Genomic DNA, 17,018 nt, shown 5'->3' on the forward strand with positions numbered 1-17,018 from the left:
CATGCAGACAGCGCCGGCAGCCCTCATGCCCATTCCGGGGCACATCGATCCCGTGCCCGTGGCGCGCGCCCTTGCGCCGCGCAGCGACGGGCGCATCGACCTGCTCGGGTTGTCGAAAGACGATCTGCGCATGGCGCTCGAGACATCGCAGCTTGAGCCGAAACAGGCCAAGCTGCGCGCCAAGCAGCTCTGGCACTGGATCTACAATCGTGGCGTCACCGATTTCGATCTGATGACCGATATCTCGAAGACCTTGCGCCCGTGGCTCGCCCAGCGCTTCGTCATCAGTCGGCCGCAGGTGATCGAGGCACAGGTCTCCACCGACGGCACGCGCAAATGGCTGCTCCGGTCGGACGACGGGCAGGATTACGAAATGGTGTTCATCCCCGATGCCGATCGGGGCACGCTGTGCGTATCCAGCCAGGTCGGCTGCACGCTCAACTGCCGCTTCTGCCATACCGGCACGATGCGCCTCGTCCGCAATCTCACCGCTGCCGAGATCGTCGGGCAGGTGATGCTCGCGCGCGATTCGCTCGGTGAATGGCCGAGCCAGCCCGAGGGGCGGATGCTCACCAACATCGTGATGATGGGCATGGGCGAGCCGCTGTATAATTTCGACAGCGTGCGCGATGCGCTCAAGCTCGTCATGGACGGCGATGGCCTGGCGCTCTCGAAGCGGCGGATCACGCTCTCCACCTCGGGCGTGGTGCCGATGATGGCGCGCGCGGGCGAGGAGATCGGGGTAAACCTCGCCGTATCGCTCCACGCCGTCACCAAGGAGGTGCGCGACGAGATCGTGCCGCTGAACCGCAAATACGGCATCGAGGAACTGCTGCAGGCATGCGCCGACTATCCCGGCGCGAACAACGCGCGGCGCATCACGTTCGAATATGTGATGCTGAAGGACAAGAACGATTCGGACGATGACGCGCGCGAACTGGTGCGGTTGATCCGCCATTATCGCCTGCCCGCGAAGGTGAACCTTATCCCGTTCAACCCATGGCCCGGCGCGCCCTATGAATGCTCCACGCCCGAGCGGATCAAGGCGTTCTCGACGCTGATCTTCGAAGCCGGCATCTCCGCGCCCACCCGCACGCCGCGCGGGCGCGATATCGATGCCGCGTGTGGGCAGCTCAAGACCGCGTCCGAGCGCAAGACGCGCGCGGAGCTGGACCGGCTCGCGGAGGAGAAGCTGGCCGCTCTGGGGTGAGGCTGAGGGAATTTTGACCGCTTTCGCGCAGTTGCCGACACTGCTTGGGCGTGAGAATAGTTGAGCGATGGTCGAACTCATCTATTTGGCTCCCGGTGAACAAATGCCGCTACTGTCCGAGCGAGAGACTTGGATCGTCGTTGAGGCAAGCGATGACGGGCAGTTCTTTGGCACCGGCTATGGCAAGAAAGCGGGTGGAGAGGACGCGTTCTACATATCCCTGGCGGAGAACGACGTGAGCCTGGAGGTGGCGATAGCCGCCGCGACGAGGTGGGCAGAGCAGCGGGGTGTGTCGCGCATTTGGGTTCAGACAACGGCTGACTAGCTAATGGCAGCTTCCCAACAATCCCCGCCCCTCACCTCCGCGACCAGCGCGCCCAGATCGCTGTCGGCAGCACCAGCCCGCGCGATTCCTCGCGCACGCCGAGTTCGCCCGCCTCCACCTTCCCCGGCAGGTCCGCGAACGCCTGTCGCAGCATCTCGCCGATCGCCAGCGCGGACATGCGGACGGCGTACACCGTCAGGAAAAGATAGCGTGAATCGCCATCGAGCAACCGGCGGCAATCGGCGATCAGCGCGGGCAGGTTCTCCTCCAGCCGCCACACCTCGCCGGTCGGCCCGCGACCGTATTTGGGCGGATCTAGCAGGATGCCGTCATAGCGCCGCCCGCGCCGCACCTCGCGCGCGACGAACTTCGCCGCATCGTCGATCATCCAGCGCACCGGCGCGTCCGCCAGCCCGGAAAGCACGGCATTGCCGCGCGCCGCTTCCACCGATTTCTTCGAGGCATCGACATGCACCATCCGCGCGCCGATCGCGGAGAGCGCCAGCGTGCCCACACCGGTATAGCCAAACAGGTTGAGGCATTCCGGCTCGCTTCGGCCGGCGAGCTGCTCGCGCATCCACCCCCACACCGGCGCCATATCGGGAAAGAAGCCGAGGTGGCGGAAGGGCGTGGTCTGTGCGGTGAAACGCACCTCGCGCCACGACAAGGGCCACCCCTCGTGCGGCACCGGCTCGGCGAAGTGCCACTGGCCGCCGCCATCCTCGTCGCTGCCGGGCACGAATTCGCCATGCGCCCGCCAGTCCGCCTTTGCCGGCGCCCACAATGCCTGCGGTTCCGGGCGGATGAACCGAAAGCGGCCATAGCGCTCCAGCTTTCGGCCATGGCCCGAATCGATCAGGCCATAATCCGCCCATGGGTCGCCGATGAGAGTGTCAAGGATCACGCCGCCCTCACCTGCGCGGAGAGGCCAGCCCGGCGATATAGCCGCTCACCGCCTCGAACGTCGCATCGAGCGTGACATAGCGCTCTTCGCGGTCGAACAGGTCTCCGACGCGCGCAGGAAGCGTGGGGCGAACGCCCGTCGCGCGTTCCACCGCGTCGCGGAATTTCGCCGGATGCGCGGTAGCCAGCGTCACTACCGGCGCCTCCCCGGCTTGGCGGCGCGCCGCGGCGAGGCCGATCGCGCTGTGCGGATCGATCACCTGCCCGGCGCGCTCGAACGCCCAGCGCATCGCCAGCGACATGTCATCGATATCGACCCGCTCGCTCGCGAACAGCGCCGCCGCGCCCTCCTGTTGCGCGTTGCTCAGCCGCATCGCGCGCGTCGCCTCGAACCCGCGCATCTGTTCTGCCAGCGCGTTGCCGTCCCGCCCGCCGAGATCGAACAGCAAGCGCTCGAAATTCGAGGAAACCTGGATGTCCATCGAGGGTGTCGGCGTCGGCACGACCGTGCGGCACGAATAATCGCCGCTCGCCAGCGCGCGCGCGAGGATGTCGTTGACGTTGGTGGCCACGATCAGCTTCGCCACCGGCAAGCCCATCTTCACGGCGACATAGCCTGCGAACACGTCGCCGAAATTGCCGGTCGGCACGCTGAACGAGATCGCTCGCTCCGGCGCGCCGAGCCGTACGGCGGCGTAGAAATAATAGACCACCTGCGCCATCAGCCGCGCCCAGTTGATCGAATTGACTGCCGACAGGCTGAACCGCCCGGAAAAACCCGGATCGTTGAACATCGCCTTCACCAGCGCCTGCGCGGAATCGAAATCGCCGCGAATCGCAATATTGTGGACGTTTGGCGCGCCGACCGTGGTCATCTGGCGGCGCTGCACGTCGCTCACCCGGCCTTCCGGATGAAGCATGAAGATATCGACGCCCGCGCGCCCCGCCACCGCGTCGATCGCGGCGGAGCCGGTGTCTCCCGAGGTCGCGCCCACGATGGTGAGGTGGCGATCGCTGCCGGCAAGAAATTTTTCGAACAGAAGGCCGAGCAATTGGAGCGCGACATCCTTGAACGCCAGCGTCGGGCCGTGGAACAGTTCCAGCAGCCATCGATCATGATCGAGCTGGACGAGCGGCGTGACGGCGGCATGATCGAACCTGCCGTAAGCCGTGCTGCACAGCGACTTGAGTTCGTCGTTCGTCAGGCTGTCTCCCACGAACGGCGCCATCACCGCCACCGCCGTATCGACATAGGAAAGGCCCGCCAGTCCGGCGATCGCGTCCCGGCTCAGCGTCGGCCAGCGTTCCGGGAGATACAGGCCGCCATCGGCAGCGAGGCCCGCAAGCGTGACGTCGCGGAAATCCAGAGCCGGCGCGGCCCCGCGGGTGGAAATATAGCGCATGAACGACGCGCCTAACGCGCGTCGTTCATGCGGGCAATCCTCCGCCGCACCGCCAGCACGTAGATCACCCCCGCAACGGCCGCGAAGAAGAACCATTGCACGGCATAGGCGAAGTGGTTGTTGGGCACGATCGTGATATCCGGCCGCGTGTTCCGCGCAAGGCCCGGAGGCGGCGCATCCGCCACGAGCAGAAGTTCGCGCGGCATATGATCGAACAGGCCGGCGATCAGCGGTCGTGCGTCCGGCGCGTGGCTTACCCAGCCCGAAACCTTGCCGCCGCTCCATTGCACCTTCGCATCGGGATCGCGCGTGGTGCCAAGTTGCACTTTCATCCCCGGGCCCTCCGCCCCGGTGCGACAATGGGCGATCAGGCGGTAGCCGGAATTCCCCGCCCCGGCGCGCTCGATGCTTGCGACCGACAGACAGAAACCGGTCGCACGACGAAACAGCAACGCGTCATCGGGGAAGCGCGGGAAAGCGATCGCAGGCTTGCCGGGGTTGGCCGCAAGCTGCGCCAGTTGCGCTTCCTTTTCCGGCAGCCGGATCAGGAGCTGCCACAGGCCAAGCCCGATCATCGCCGCCACCGCGAGCGCGACCAGGATCGTGGGCATTACCGGCCAACGCGTCATTGCTTCAATCGCCCCTCATGCGCGGCATTGCGATATTCGAGTGCGATCAGCCAGCCCTTGGCCAGGCGCAGGCTGAACACCACGCCACCAAGCGTCACGGGGGTCCATAGCAGAAGCTGAACCCACAACGGCGGCTCGATCGTCAGCTCCAGCGCCACCGCGCCGATCACGACAAGCGTTCCCAGGATCAGCGTCAGGAACGCCGCCGGTCCGTCGCCAACGTTGAACGCGGCATAGTCCAACCAGCATATGCGACACCGATCGGCAAACTTCACCCAGCCCGCGAACAACGTCCTGCCGCCGCAACGCGGACAGACCCCCCTGAACCCACAATCGAAAGGGCGCGGCGAGATCGTTCCCGCCGCGCCCGCTTGTCCGTTATCCTCGGATCGCGAACCGGCGGGCGAATCCGCCGGTCCCGAACCGCTCTCAGCATCACCCACCGTGAACCGGCGCGCCCCAGCCGCCCCAGACGTAGATGGCGACGAACAGGAACAGCCACACCACGTCGACGAAATGCCAGTACCAGGCCGCCGCCTCGAAGCCGAAATGCTGCCGCGGCGTGAAATCGCCCTTGTATGCGCGGATAAGGCACACGGTGAGGAAGATCGTGCCGATGATGACATGGAAGCCGTGGAAACCGGTCGCCATGAAGAAGGCCGCGCCATAGTTCAGCCCCTTGAACGGGAACGGCGCGTGAATGTACTCATAGGCCTGGATCGACGAGAAGATCAGGCCGAGCACGATCGTCAGCCACAAGCCCTTGAGCACGCTGTCGCGATTGCCGACGCCGAGCAGGCCCCACAGGCCGACCTTTTCGCCGCCGCGCTGATTGTGGATCAGCGCATGGTGCGCCCAGGTGACCGTCGTTCCGCTGGTCAGCAGGATCAGTGTGTTGAGCAGCGGGAATTCGAAGGCGTTGATGACCTCCAGCCCCTTCGGCGGCCACTGAGCGGCGATCGCCGCGGCGCCATCGGCCGCATGCTCGACCTGCCCGTTGACGAAGCTGATTGCGGCGGGAAACAGCGCGAAATCGAAATAGGCCCAGAACCAGCCGACGAAGAACATCACTTCAGAGGCGATGAACAGGATCATGCCATAGCGGAAGTGAAGCTGCACCACCGGCGTATGGTCGCCCGCGTGCGCTTCCTTGATGACATTGCGCCACCAGCAGAACATCGTGAACAGCACCGCGAACAGCCCGGCGAAGAACAGGAAGCCGCCACCGTTGGGCTTGCCCACATGCCCGCCGTGCATCCACATGATGCCGCCCGCGGCCATCGCGAGCGCGGCGAACGATCCGATCAGCGGCCACGGATCGGGTGGCAGGATGTGATAATCGTGGTTCTTCGCGCCGGCCATTCGTTACGTTCCCTGTTCCTAAGTGGCTGGTTCTCTAGCTTGAGGTTTTCCCGGAATCCACCGGGTAAAATGTATAGCTGAGCGTGATCGTCTCGACATCCCTGGTATCGGGATCGGTCAGGATCTTCGGATCGACGAAGAAGATCACCGGCATTCGCACCGTCTCACCCGGCTTCAGCGTCTGCTGCGTGAAGCAGAAACACTCGATCTTCGTGAAATACTTTCCCGCCTGATATGGCGTTACGTTATACGTGGCGGTGCCAGTGATCGGCACCGCGGCGCGATTGGTGGCGGTGAAGAACGCCATGTCACGCGCGCCGACCTTCACGGTCTCGCTGCCCTGCTCCGGCGTGAAGCGCCATGGCAGATGCGTGCTGGTGTTGGCGTCGAAATCGATGCGGATCGCGCGATCCACCGCGCCCGGCGCCGCCAGCCCGCGTTGCGTGGTGCCGTTGAGGCCGGTCGCCTGGCAGAACAAGCGGTAAAGCGGCACGCTGGCAAAGGCGAGCCCGGTCATGAAGCAGATGCCGAGTACCGCCAGCAGCGCGGTGCGGGTGGTGCGCGCGACCCTCACCGCGCCACCATCCCCGCCTTGATCTTGACGATCGTGATGGCGAACACCAGCACGACGAACGCGCCAAGCAGCAGCCCCATCACGATCGCGCGGCCCTTCTGCCGCTGCCGGATCAGCTTTTCATCTTCGCTATTCATGCCATCCACCGGTCTGTCACCAGCGCGCCGAACACGACGAACAGGTAGAGGATCGAAAATTTGAACAGGGCCTTTTCAGGCTTCATCGCATCGTCGGGCTCGGCGGTGCGCGTCGCCACGCGCAGCGCGAGCCAGCCGAACCACGCCGTCATCACCACCGACACCAGCCCGTACACCTCACCCGAAAGCCCGAGCGGCCACGGCAGCACCGCAGCAACGGCCATCGGGATCGTATACAGCCCGATCTGGCGCCGCGTCGTCCGCTCGCCCGCCACAACCGGCAGCATCGGGATTCCGGCATTGGCGTAATCGGTCTTCACGAACAGCGCGAGCGCCCAGAAATGCGGCGGCGTCCACAAAAAGACGAGCAGGAACATCAGTACCGGCAGCAGCGCGATATGCCCTGTCGCCGCCGCCCAGCCGATCAGCGGCGGGAACGCGCCCGCCGCACCGCCGATCACGATGTTCTGCGGCGTGCGCGGCTTCAGCCACACGGTGTAGATCAGCACGTAGAACAGGATCGATGCCGCCAGTATCGCAGCCGCCAGCACGTTGAGCGCCAACCCCATCAGGATCACCGCGAACGCGCCGAGGCCGACACCAAAATGAAGCGCCGCCTGCCGATCCATCCGCCCGGCGGGCAGCGGCCGCGCGGCGGTGCGTCGCATCACGGCATCGATATCCGCTTCATACCATTGATTGAGCGCGCCTGCCGCCCCGGCCGCGAGCGCGATGCACAGGATCGCGGTGAAGCCGAGCACGGGATGGACGCGATGCCCGTCGATCGAGGGCGCGGCAAGCAGCCCGCACAGCCCGGTGTAAACGACGAGCGTCATCACCCGGGGCTTGGTCAGCGCCAGGAAATCCCGCCAATGTGCTGGCGGCAGAAGGGGAGAGGCGGTGCTCATGCTGGTCTGCGCGGGCCATAGCTTGTCGCGCGGCGCGGGGGAAGGGCGGGATGTCGATGGCGTCGATGCGGCGTTCGTGGCAAGTGCCGATCCAGCCAAGCGGCCATTCATCCTGCTTTTGCGGGCTGGGACTGCCGGGAACCGCGCCCATCGCCATAAGCGACGATCGTCGCACCGCCAATGACCGGCCGACCCTTATGCCATTATTGGGAGCGATGAGCGCGACCGCGACAACCGTGCGCGCCGGCCATTTTCCTATCGCGCCCCGCCGGGCACCCACAGCACATCGCCATCAGCGCGAAGGTTCACCGCACGGCAGGCGACGAACAGAAAGTCCGACAGGCGGTTAAGGTAGATCAACGCCTGCGGATTGGCGCCACCGTCGATCCCGACCGCCGATCGCTCCGCCCGTCGCGTGATCGCGCGGGCAAGGTGCAGCGCGGCGGCCGCGCCGCCCGGCAGGACGAAGCTGCGCAGCGGTTCCAGCGCCGCATTCATCTCATCGATCTCTGCCTCGAGCCGCTCGACCTGCGCGGGATCGATGCGCAGCGTCATCTCGGTCGGCGTGAAATCCTCACCGGGCGTAGCGAGATCGGCGCCGAGATCGAACAGGTCGTTCTGGATACGCAGCAGTGCCGCGCGCAACGCCGGATCGTCGATAGTGGCGATCGCGACGCCGATCGCGGAGTTCGCCTCGTCCACATCGCCGATCGCCTGCATGCGCGGATCGGTCTTGGCGACGCGGCTGCCATCGACCAGCCCGGTTGTCCCCGCATCGCCGGTGCGGGTGTAGATCTTGTTGAGCTTTACCATCGTCAATCCTCACGGCGCCGCCATCGACCGGGCTTCGGCGGCGGCGTCAGTCCATAACGGCGCGCGGGCCGCAGGCCGGCAACGCTGTTAAAATCTTACGTCCGCCCCATCGCGAACAGCAGCACGACGCAGATCAGGATCGCCAGCGCCTGAAAAAGGATGCGCTGCTGCATCATGCGGTTCGATTTGAGCTGGCTGGCGGTGGGGCCTGAGCCCACCTCGCCGCGCGCCTCCGCGCTCGCACCCTGAAGAAATGTAATGACGCCGCGCAAGAGCGCGACCACCGTGGCGATCATCGCTGCCACCAGCAGAATGACGAGGAAGATCTTCATGCTCGCTTCCTACGCCGTCACGATCCCGTTGGGAAGCCGCCCGCTCCGCAGCATCTCGGCCAGCACTCGCCCGTCCGCCCCGCCCTCGCGCATCGCCGCGAGCGTCGGGCTGCCGTGCCGTTTGGCGAGGCGCTCGCCATCGGCGCCGGCAAGCAGATCATGGTGGTGCCACGCAGGCACAGGCAAATCGAGCAATGCCTGCAACAGCCGGTGGACATGCGTGGCGGCAAACAGATCCCGCCCACGCACCACGTCCGTCACGCCCTGCGCCGCATCGTCGATCGTCACCGCGAGGTGATAGCTTGCCGGCGCGTCCTTGCGCGCGAGCACCACGTCACCCGCCGACAGCGGATCGGCCGCGATCGGCGCGCCATGATCGGCCCAGACCATCGGCCCGGCGAGCGCCGCCGCCTTCGCCATGTCGATCCGCCAGCAATGCGGCTCGTGCATTCGTCCGTCCGCGTCCAGCCCGCGACAGGTGCCGGGGTACAGCGGCTCCGGCCCATGCGGCGCGGCAAGGCTGGCGGCGGCGGAGATCTCCGCCCGCGTGCAGAAACAGGGGTAGAGCAAACCGCGCGCGCGCAACCGATCCAGCGCGTTTGCATAGAGGTCCAGTCGCCGCGACTGGAACACGACCTCCCCGTCCCACTCCAGCCCCAGCCAGCGCAGATCCTCGATGATCGCGGTGACATGCTCGCGGCGGCTGCGCGTGCCGTCGATATCCTCGATCCGCAAAAGGAAACGCCCGCCCCGCTCCCGCGCAAGGTCATGCGCTCGGATGGCGGACCATGCATGGCCGAGATGCAGTTGGCCGGTCGGCGATGGGGCGAAACGCGTGACGATCACGCACGCCATTTGGCGCTGACGCGCGGTTCCGGCAATCCTGACCAGCAAGCCGCCCGGGCTGTAAAGCTGTCATAATGATTGCGTAACTTACGTAAAATGCGAAACTGTTTGTGCCGAATCGGGGGAGCGGCGCTTGGGGGCAGTGGAAGTTCTGGCGTGGATCGATGCGGCGACCCGTGAGGTCACGCTGTTCGCCGCCGCTGGCTTCCTGATCGGGGGCGTCGATGATCTGTTGATCGATCTTGTGTGGCTCGTCCGGCGCCTCGTCCACGGCAGCGACGCCCCCGTGCTGGACGAACTCACCTCGCCCGCCGTCCCGCATCGCTTCGCGATCCTGGTGCCGGCGTGGGATGAAAGCGCGGTGATCGGCGCGATGTTGCGCGCGACGCTGGCGCGGCTCGATCATCCCGATTTCTGCATCCTGGTCGGCTGCTATCCCAACGACAGCGCCACCATCGGCGAGGTGGCGGCAGTCGCTGCGCAGGATTCGCGTGTGACGCTGGTGGTGGGAGACCGCCCCGGCCCGACAACCAAGGCCGATTGCCTCAACACGCTGTGGCGCGCGCTGGGGCGAAGCGGCGCGCCGGTCGATGCGATCGTCCTCCATGATGCGGAGGACGTGGTGCACCCGGCCGAACTTCGCCTGTTCGACGCACTGATCGATACGCACGCCGCCGTGCAAATCCCGGTACTGCCACTCCCACGCCCTGAATCGCCGCTGGTGGCCGGCCATTACATCGACGAATTCGCCGAGGCGCACGGCAAATCTCTGGTCGTGCGCACCGCGCTGAAGGCCGGCCTGCCGTTCGCCGGGGTCGGCTGCGCGATCCGCCGCGACGCGCTTGCCGCCATCACCACCGATCATGGCGCACCGTTCGACGCCGGGAGCCTCGTCGAGGATTACGAACTTGGCCTGCGCCTCGCCGCTGCGGGCCATGCCGCGCATTTCGCGCGGGTGCGGGAGCACGCTGGCGGCGCGGTTATCTCGGTGCGCGAATATTTCCCTTCGACCATCGGCGCGGCGGTGCGGCAGAAGGCCCGGTGGATGACGGGGATCGCGCTCGCCGGATGGGACCGCCTTGGCTGGGGGCGGATGCGTGATCTCGGCGATCACTGGATGCGCGTTCGAGATCGGCGCGCGACATTGGCGGTGATCGTTCTGGCCGCCGGCTATGCCGCATTGCTCGGCTGGGCAGTGTCGGCGACCGGCCACGCCCTGACGCACTCCCCGCTGCCGAATCCAGGCGCGCCGCTGGCGACCATCCTCACCATCAATCTTGCGCTGCTGCTGTGGCGCGCGGCATGGCGGATCGGCTTTACCGCGCACAATTATGGCTGGCGGGAGGCACGCTGGGCACCGTTACGGATGATCGCCGGCAATCTGATCGCACTGCTCGCGGCGCGGCGGGCGGCGATCCGCTATGCCGCGCTGCTCGCTGGCCGCGCGCCGCAGTGGGACAAGACCGCCCACGCCTTCCCCGCCAGTCTCGGCGGAACCGGGCGGTGATCGGCGAAAGCCGCCCGCTGCGCTTCGTGATGGCGATTGTCGGCGGGTGGATTGGCGTGCGCGTCGCGATCCTGTGGCCGGCGGAAGAGCCAGTGGCTGCGCTTGTCGCCGCCGCCGCGCCTCAGCTGATCGGCGCGCCCGCCGCCGATGCCGGGCCCTTCGCGCCGGCGGCGGCGGCGATCGATCGCGGCGAACCTATCGCGCGCGCCGGATGGACGCGACCGGCCCTGGCACCTGCGTCGCGACAGGGGGAGCCGCTGCTCACGCTCGCGCTCACCGCGCCCGCCCCGGTGGAGGCGATTGCGGATTCCGCACGGCTGAACGCGCCGCAACCGGGCGAAGCGATCGGTGCACCATTGCCGCCGCCCGATCGCGGTGCTGGCTCACGGCTCTCCGCCAGCGCCTGGCTGATCGCGCGCGGCGCGGGCGCGGCGGCGCAATTTTCCCCGCAACTCGGCGGCAGCCAGGCCGGCGCGCGATTGACCTATGCGCTGGGCGATTCGCGCCGCCTTTCCGTTGCGGCGCGGATATCCTCGGCACTGGCGGTGCGCCAACGCGAAGCGGCGATCGGGCTGGACTGGCGGCCCACCGCCCTGCCGATCCACCTTTTCGCCGAACAACGTATCGCACTCGCCGGTTCGCGCGGTGGCCCGGCTGCCGGCGTTATCGCCGGCCTGCCGCCAAAGCCCATCGCGGCCGGCTTCGCACTGGAAGGATACGGCCAGGCAGGCGTGATCGCGCGCGACGGGGGCGAAGCGTTCGTCGACGGTGCGGCGCATCTGCGGCGCCGCGTCGCAAAGATCGGCACGGCGCGCGTCGAGCTTGGTCTGGGCGCCTGGGGTGGCGCGCAGCGCGGCGCATCACGATTCGATGTCGGCCCGGCGGCGAGCATCGCCATTCCCGCCGCCCTTCCGCTTCGCGTTTCGCTGGAATGGCGGCAGCGCGTCGCGGGGGACGCGCGGCCGGAATCCGGCCCCGCGCTGTCGATCGGCGCGGATTTCTAGCGCCCGATCTTCCGCTCCGCCCGCGAAACGCTTACCGCTCGCGCATGGACCTGTATCTGCCGATCGCCAATCTTTCGGTGAACGCGCTTGTCATCATCGCGCTGGGCGCGGGGGTCGGGCTGCTATCGGGCATGTTCGGCGTGGGCGGCGGATTCCTCACCACGCCGCTGCTGATCGTCTATGGCATTCCGCCGACCGTCGCGGCCGCCAGCGCAGCGAGCCAGGTGACGGGCGCAAGCGTCTCGGGCGTGTTCGCGTATTTTCGCCGCGACGGCGTGGATCTGAAGATGGGCGGTGTGCTCGTCGCGGGCGGCATCGTCGGCTCGCTACTGGGCGCGTGGCTGTTCCGCCTGCTGCAATCCGCGGGACAGATCGATACGACGATCGCGATCACCTATGTGCTCCTGCTCGGCACGATCGGCGGGCTGATGCTGAAGGAATCGATCGAGGCGATTCGCATCGTCCACGGCAAGGCGGCGGCGCGGCCCAGGCGGCGGCGGCATCACCCGCTGGTCGCCAGCCTGCCGTTCCGCATGCGCTTTTATCGTTCGGGCCTTTATATCTCGCCGCTCGCGCCGCTGCTGCTGGGCGTGGCGACGGGTATATTGACGATCCTGCTTGGGATCGGCGGTGGCTTCGTGCTGGTGCCGGCGATGATCTATCTGCTCGGCATGGCGACGCAGGTGGTCGTCGGCACCTCGCTGTTCCAGATCCTGTTCGTCACCGCCGCGGCGACAATGGTCCACGCCACCACCACAAAGGCGGTGGATATCGTGCTTGCCGCACTGCTGCTGCTCGGGTCGGTCGCCGGGGCGCAGGTCGGCGCGCGCTTCGCGGAAAAGGCGCGGCCGGAATACCTGCGCCTCGCGCTGGCGATCATCGTGCTGCTGGTCGCGATCCGGATCGGCGTGGGGCTGGGGTGGAAGCCGGACGAGATCTACACGGTCGAGCTGTCGTGAAGCGCTGGGCGATCGGCCTGGCGCTCGCCGCGCCGCTGGTGATGGCCGAGGCCAAGCCGGTGCTGGTGCCCGACGTGTCGCAGCGCGAGATCGAGATCGCCTACAGCTTCACCGGGGCGGAACTGCTGCTGTTCGGCGCGATCCTCCTGCCGCCCGGCGAACCCCGCGCCGATGCACGCCACCCGATCGACGTGGTGGTGGTGGTGAAAGGGCCGGTCGAATCGATCACGATCCGCGAGAAGGAGAAGGTCGCCGGCATCTGGGTGAACGCCGATCGCCTGCGCTACAGTTCTGCGCCGAGCTTCTACGCGATCGCCTCGTCCCGCCCGATCCGCGATCTCGTCGACGATCGGACGCGCGCGATCTACGAGCTGGGGCTGGACAGTCTCCAGCTCTCCCCCACCTCCTCCGCGCCATCCGACGTGCAGGATCGCTTTACCAACGGGCTGGTCGATCTTCGCTCGCGCAACGGGCTTTATTACGAGGCGCCGCGCGCCGTGGAGATCACCGACGGCGTGCTCTATCGCGCCAGGATGAAAATCCCGGCCCGCGTTCCTGTCGGGCGCTTCACCGCCGAGACCTTCCTGATCCGCGACGGCAAGGTGCTGGGCGCGGCGGTGCGCGACATCGACGTGCGCAAATCGGGCTTCGAGCGCTTCGTGGCGCGCGCGGCGGACAAATCATCGTTTCTGTACGGCGTCACGGCGGTGGCGCTGTCGGTGCTGCTCGGCTGGGGGGCTGGGGTGATCGCGCGCCGCGTTTGACGGGCGGCGCGCAACCTCACCGTTAATTTACCAAATTGGGCGATGATTCCCAGGTTCTATCGACCCGTGGGATCTACCGCATGACCGAGATGCCGGCGCCTGGCGCCTTCACGAACACCCGGCCCGAGGCGCCGCACGTTCCTTCCGCGCTGCCAGAGCCGATCGGGATCGTGCTGGAGATCGGCGGCTCTTCCAGCAAGGTGATGCTGGATATGGCGGCGCTGGCGAGCTTCGCCACGCATCCCGATCCGGTAGTGGCCGTCGCGGGACAGGTCGGCAGCCAGATCAAGGTGCCGGTCGGATCGAACTGGCTGATCGCCAACGTGCGCTCGCTGAAGCTCGACGATCTCGATAGCGGGCGGATCATCGCGACGATCGATTTCCTCGGCGAAGGCGGCGAAGAGAAGCTCACGCGCAAGCTCTATCACTTCCGGCGCGGCGTCACCCGCTATCCGACTCCGGGCGCGGAGGTGTTCCCCGTGACGCAGGCGGATCTGCGCCAGGTCTATGCCGCCGATGACCGCGCCTCGATCGAGGTCGGCTCGGTGTACCCGACGCGCGACATTCGCGGTGCGCTGTTCATCGATGCGTTGCTCGGCAAACATTTCGCCTTGCTCGGTTCGACCGGCACCGGCAAATCGACCTCCGCCGCGCTGATCCTGCACCGCATCTGCGAAGCCGCGCCGCACGGCCATGTCGTTATGATCGATCCGCACGGCGAATATTCCGCCGCCTTCCGCACCAACGGCGCGCTCTATGACGTGTCGAACCTGCAGATGCCGTACTGGCTGATGAACTTCGAGGAACATTGCGAGGTGTTCCTCACCAGCGAAGGCGCCGACCGGCAGCTTGATGCCGACATTCTCGCCAAATGCCTGCTTGCTGCACGCGCCAAGAGCCGCGTCGGACAGACCATTCCGAAGCTAACGGTGGACGCGCCGGTGCCCTATCTGCTGAGCGACCTTACCGCGCAGATCCAGGCCGAGATGGGCAAGATGGACAAGGCGAGCAGCAGCGCCCCCTATCTCCGCGTCAAATCCAAGATCGAGGAGATCAAGGCCGATCCGCGCTACAGCTTCATGTTCTCCGGCATGCTGGTGGGCGACACGATGGCGAATTTCATCGCCCGCGTGTTCCGCCTCCCGGGAGATGGCAAGCCGATCTCGATCATCGACGTGTCGGGCGTGCCAAGCGAGATCACCTCGGTGGTGGTGGCGATGCTCAGCCGCATGGTATTCGATTTCGCGATCTGGTCACGCAACGAGCCGCAGCGGCCGATCCTGCTCGTCTGCGAGGAGGCGCACCGCTACATACCGTCTGACCGCGACGCCAGCAGCTCCGTCTCGCGCATCCTGGGACGCATCGCCAAAGAAGGTCGTAAGTACGGCGTCTCTCTCGGCCTTATCACGCAGCGCCCGTCCGATCTTGCGGAGGGCGTATTGTCGCAATGCGGCACGATCATCGCCATGCGCCTCAACAACGATCGCGACCAGGCGTTCGTCCGCGCCGCGATGCCGGAGGGCGCGCGCGGCTTCCTCGATTCGATCCCGGCGCTGCGCAATCGCGAATGCGTGATCTGCGGCGAAGGTGTCGCAATCCCGATCCGCGTCGCCTTCGACACGCTGGAAGAGGAGCGTCGCCCTGCCTCCGCCGACCCGCTCTTCTCCCAGTTATGGAAGGAGGTCGGCCACGAGGAGGAGATCATCGAGCGCACCATCCAGAAATGGCGCGTGCAGGGGAAATAAGGACGAAAACCGCGGGCGGCCGTTGCGCCGCACGGATCAATGCGCCGGTGCGGTCGCCAGCAGAGTCGCCACTTTCGATTTGAATTCGCGCAACGCCTTGCCGGAAAGCACGGCGACACTCGACAGCGAGATGCTGCGCGGGTTCACCGATACGCCGTTCTTCCACACTTCCCAGTGCAGATGCGGCCCGGTGGACAGGCCGGTCGATCCGACATAGCCGATCACCTGGCCGCGCGCGACATGCTGACCCGCACGCACCGCGATCCGGCTCATATGGCCATAGCCGGTGGCGACGCCGCCCGGGTGGTTGAGCTTGACGAAATTGCCATAGCCGCCCGCACGCCCGGCCTGGGCGACCACGCCATCCACCGCCGCACGGATCGGGGCGCCATAGGGCGCGCCGATGTCCATGCCCTTGTGCATGCGCATGAAGCCGAGCAGCGGGTGGATGCGGTTGCCATAGGTGGAGGTGACATGGCCGGCGACGGGCATGCCCATCGCGCCGCGCTGCTCGCTCTGGCCCTTTGCATCCCACCATTGGCTGTTCTCGCCCCAGCGGACGAGCTGAACTTTCCTGCCACCCTGATCGAGGCCGGCGAACTGGAGCTGCCCGATCTGCACCTCACCGGTGGCGGCGCGCGCCTGCTCGGCGATGATGTCGAAACGGTCGTCGGCGTGCACGTCGCGGCCGATCGACACGCGCGAGGCGAGCGCCTTGATATACGCCTCCACCAGCCGGGCGGGTACGCCGGCGGCGCGCGCGGAGCGATAAAGGCTGGAGCCGACCCGGCCGGTCACACGCAGCGGCGTGTGATCGATCGCGATCGGGTGACGTTCCAGCGTCAGCGCGTCGCCGGCACGATTGAGCGTGAGGTTGAGGTCGAACTTCGCGCGGAACGCGAGCCGCTCGAGCGGGCGGGCCACGCGCTTGTCGGCGCGGCGGCCGAGGGTGAGATCCAGCACGGTGCCTGACGGGATATCATCGAGCGCCACCGCCTGCGCGATCAGCGTCGCGGCGGCGGCCGCATCGGCCCGGCCGACACCTGCGCGTTGCAACGCGGCGGCGAAACGGTCGCCGTCGGCCAGCGTCGCGGTAAGCTCGATCACCGGGCGCTCGGGCGTTTCGGCGAGCGGGCGCACGAGGTCGCTCGCCGCCATCCGCCGCCCTGTGCCGCCGCCGAGCCCGAGCGGCGCGATCGCCAGCGGTCGCGCCTCTTCCCAGGCCGCGCCGGCCAGCGGGGCTGACTCATGCCCCGGCACCGGGCGAATTCCCGGCGCGGTCAGGATCGCCGCGCCGCACAGCACGGAGCACGTCGCCAGTCCGCGCCACCAGGTAAGCGAGCCGATCTCGGCACCGAGATCCGGCACCCAGTCGATCCCGCCCAGCAACCCATGCAGCCGCTCGTAATGCGAACGCGGTTTTACCGGGACAAGCGCGCGGCCGAACGAACCGGCGCCGCCGGCCAGCTCAAGTCCAGGCTGTTCACGCAGAAACATCGCGAGGAGGTTTCCCCCAAAAAATCCACCGTCGCCGAGCCCCCGGCGCATCCCGATGCGGGGATGTAATCGGCAAGTTCTAAAGTCAAATTAACCGCTG

The 17,018-nt window shown here is 66.9% G+C and carries 19 protein-coding genes; 7 read left to right on the forward strand and 12 right to left on the reverse strand.

All coding sequences use genetic code 11. From position 1 onward, the window contains the following. Positions 1-25: 25 nt before the first annotated feature. The gene (gene rlmN / locus FFS35_RS01800; protein ID WP_137785392.1) at positions 26-1,210 is read left to right on the forward strand and encodes a 23S rRNA (adenine(2503)-C(2))-methyltransferase RlmN; all 1,185 of its coding nucleotides are present in this window, start codon (positions 26-28) and stop codon (positions 1,208-1,210) included. A 67-nt stretch (positions 1,211-1,277) separates the two neighbouring features. Further along, entirely contained in the window at positions 1,278-1,535 is a 258-nt protein-coding gene (locus FFS35_RS01805; protein WP_137785393.1) for a hypothetical protein, read from the forward strand. A 31-nt stretch (positions 1,536-1,566) separates the two neighbouring features. On the opposite strand, the gene FFS35_RS01810 is transcribed toward FFS35_RS01805, so the two are convergent. From FFS35_RS01810 to gluQRS, 11 genes are all read right to left on the reverse strand, one after another. After that, entirely contained in the window at positions 1,567-2,439 is an 873-nt protein-coding gene (locus FFS35_RS01810; protein ID WP_137785394.1) for a class I SAM-dependent methyltransferase, read from the reverse strand. Between the two features lie 7 nt (positions 2,440-2,446). Next, positions 2,447-3,841: a threonine synthase gene (gene thrC / locus FFS35_RS01815; protein ID WP_137785395.1), complete on the reverse strand. Its 1,395-nt coding sequence runs from the start codon at positions 3,839-3,841 to the stop codon at positions 2,447-2,449. Positions 3,842-3,852: 11 nt separating this feature from the next. Further along, positions 3,853-4,470, reverse strand: a complete 618-nt coding sequence (locus tag FFS35_RS01820) for an SURF1 family cytochrome oxidase biogenesis protein (RefSeq protein ID WP_137785396.1) — start codon at positions 4,468-4,470, stop codon at positions 3,853-3,855. Further along, entirely contained in the window at positions 4,467-4,823 is a 357-nt protein-coding gene (locus FFS35_RS01825) for a DUF983 domain-containing protein (RefSeq protein WP_137785562.1), read from the reverse strand. The genes FFS35_RS01820 and FFS35_RS01825 overlap by 4 nt, the downstream gene beginning before the upstream one ends. 82 nt (positions 4,824-4,905) lie before the next feature. Then, positions 4,906-5,832 carry a cytochrome c oxidase subunit 3 gene (locus FFS35_RS01830; protein ID WP_137785397.1) on the reverse strand — a complete coding sequence of 309 codons (927 nt, stop codon included), beginning with the start codon at positions 5,830-5,832 and terminating at the stop codon, positions 4,906-4,908. A 34-nt stretch (positions 5,833-5,866) separates the two neighbouring features. Then, positions 5,867-6,406, reverse strand: coding sequence for a cytochrome c oxidase assembly protein (locus tag FFS35_RS01835; protein ID WP_137785398.1), 540 nt, complete (start codon positions 6,404-6,406; stop codon positions 5,867-5,869). Next, positions 6,403-6,543, reverse strand: a complete 141-nt coding sequence (locus tag FFS35_RS19860) for a hypothetical protein (RefSeq protein ID WP_171007464.1) — start codon at positions 6,541-6,543, stop codon at positions 6,403-6,405. Before FFS35_RS19860 ends, FFS35_RS01835 begins: the two co-directional genes overlap by 4 nt. Then, a complete protein-coding gene (locus FFS35_RS01840) occupies positions 6,540-7,451 on the reverse strand; it encodes a heme o synthase (protein ID WP_137785399.1) in 912 nt (303 codons plus the stop codon). The genes FFS35_RS19860 and FFS35_RS01840 overlap by 4 nt, the downstream gene beginning before the upstream one ends. A gap of 255 nt (positions 7,452-7,706) precedes the next feature. After that, complete coding sequence (locus FFS35_RS01845) at positions 7,707-8,264, reverse strand: cob(I)yrinic acid a,c-diamide adenosyltransferase (RefSeq protein ID WP_137785400.1); 558 nt, start codon at positions 8,262-8,264, stop codon at positions 7,707-7,709. Positions 8,265-8,359: 95 nt separating this feature from the next. Next, complete coding sequence (locus tag FFS35_RS01850) at positions 8,360-8,596, reverse strand: twin transmembrane helix small protein (RefSeq protein WP_137785401.1); 237 nt, start codon at positions 8,594-8,596, stop codon at positions 8,360-8,362. A 9-nt stretch (positions 8,597-8,605) separates the two neighbouring features. Continuing rightward, positions 8,606-9,451 (reverse strand): tRNA glutamyl-Q(34) synthetase GluQRS, encoded by an 846-nt coding sequence (gluQRS, locus tag FFS35_RS01855; RefSeq protein WP_137785402.1) that lies wholly within the window; start codon positions 9,449-9,451, stop codon positions 8,606-8,608. Positions 9,452-9,575: 124 nt separating this feature from the next. Between gluQRS and FFS35_RS01860 the strand changes: the two genes are divergently transcribed. The 5 genes from FFS35_RS01860 to FFS35_RS01880 all read left to right on the forward strand — a co-directional run bounded on the left by FFS35_RS01860 (position 9,576) and on the right by FFS35_RS01880 (position 15,421). After that, the gene (locus FFS35_RS01860) at positions 9,576-10,949 is read left to right on the forward strand and encodes a glycosyl transferase family protein (protein ID WP_137785403.1); all 1,374 of its coding nucleotides are present in this window, start codon (positions 9,576-9,578) and stop codon (positions 10,947-10,949) included. Beyond that, positions 10,946-11,953 carry a hypothetical protein gene (locus tag FFS35_RS01865; protein WP_249341390.1) on the forward strand — a complete coding sequence of 336 codons (1,008 nt, stop codon included), beginning with the start codon at positions 10,946-10,948 and terminating at the stop codon, positions 11,951-11,953. The genes FFS35_RS01860 and FFS35_RS01865 overlap by 4 nt, the downstream gene beginning before the upstream one ends. Positions 11,954-11,997: 44 nt before the next feature. Then, a complete protein-coding gene (locus FFS35_RS01870; RefSeq protein ID WP_137785404.1) occupies positions 11,998-12,912 on the forward strand; it encodes a sulfite exporter TauE/SafE family protein in 915 nt (304 codons plus the stop codon). Further along, complete coding sequence (locus FFS35_RS01875) at positions 12,909-13,676, forward strand: TIGR02186 family protein (RefSeq protein WP_249341391.1); 768 nt, start codon at positions 12,909-12,911, stop codon at positions 13,674-13,676. Before FFS35_RS01870 ends, FFS35_RS01875 begins: the two co-directional genes overlap by 4 nt. Before the next feature lie 80 nt (positions 13,677-13,756). Beyond that, the gene (locus tag FFS35_RS01880) at positions 13,757-15,421 is read left to right on the forward strand and encodes an ATP-binding protein (protein ID WP_137785405.1); all 1,665 of its coding nucleotides are present in this window, start codon (positions 13,757-13,759) and stop codon (positions 15,419-15,421) included. 36 nt (positions 15,422-15,457) lie between these two features. On the opposite strand, the gene FFS35_RS01885 is transcribed toward FFS35_RS01880, so the two are convergent. After that, the gene (locus FFS35_RS01885) at positions 15,458-16,918 is read right to left on the reverse strand and encodes a M23 family metallopeptidase (RefSeq protein ID WP_137785406.1); all 1,461 of its coding nucleotides are present in this window, start codon (positions 16,916-16,918) and stop codon (positions 15,458-15,460) included. Positions 16,919-17,018: the final 100 nt, after the last annotated feature.

It is taken from the genome of Sphingomonas sp. 3P27F8 (genome assembly GCF_005502745.1).
In the GTDB taxonomy this organism is placed as follows: Bacteria; Pseudomonadota; Alphaproteobacteria; order Sphingomonadales; family Sphingomonadaceae; genus Sphingomonas.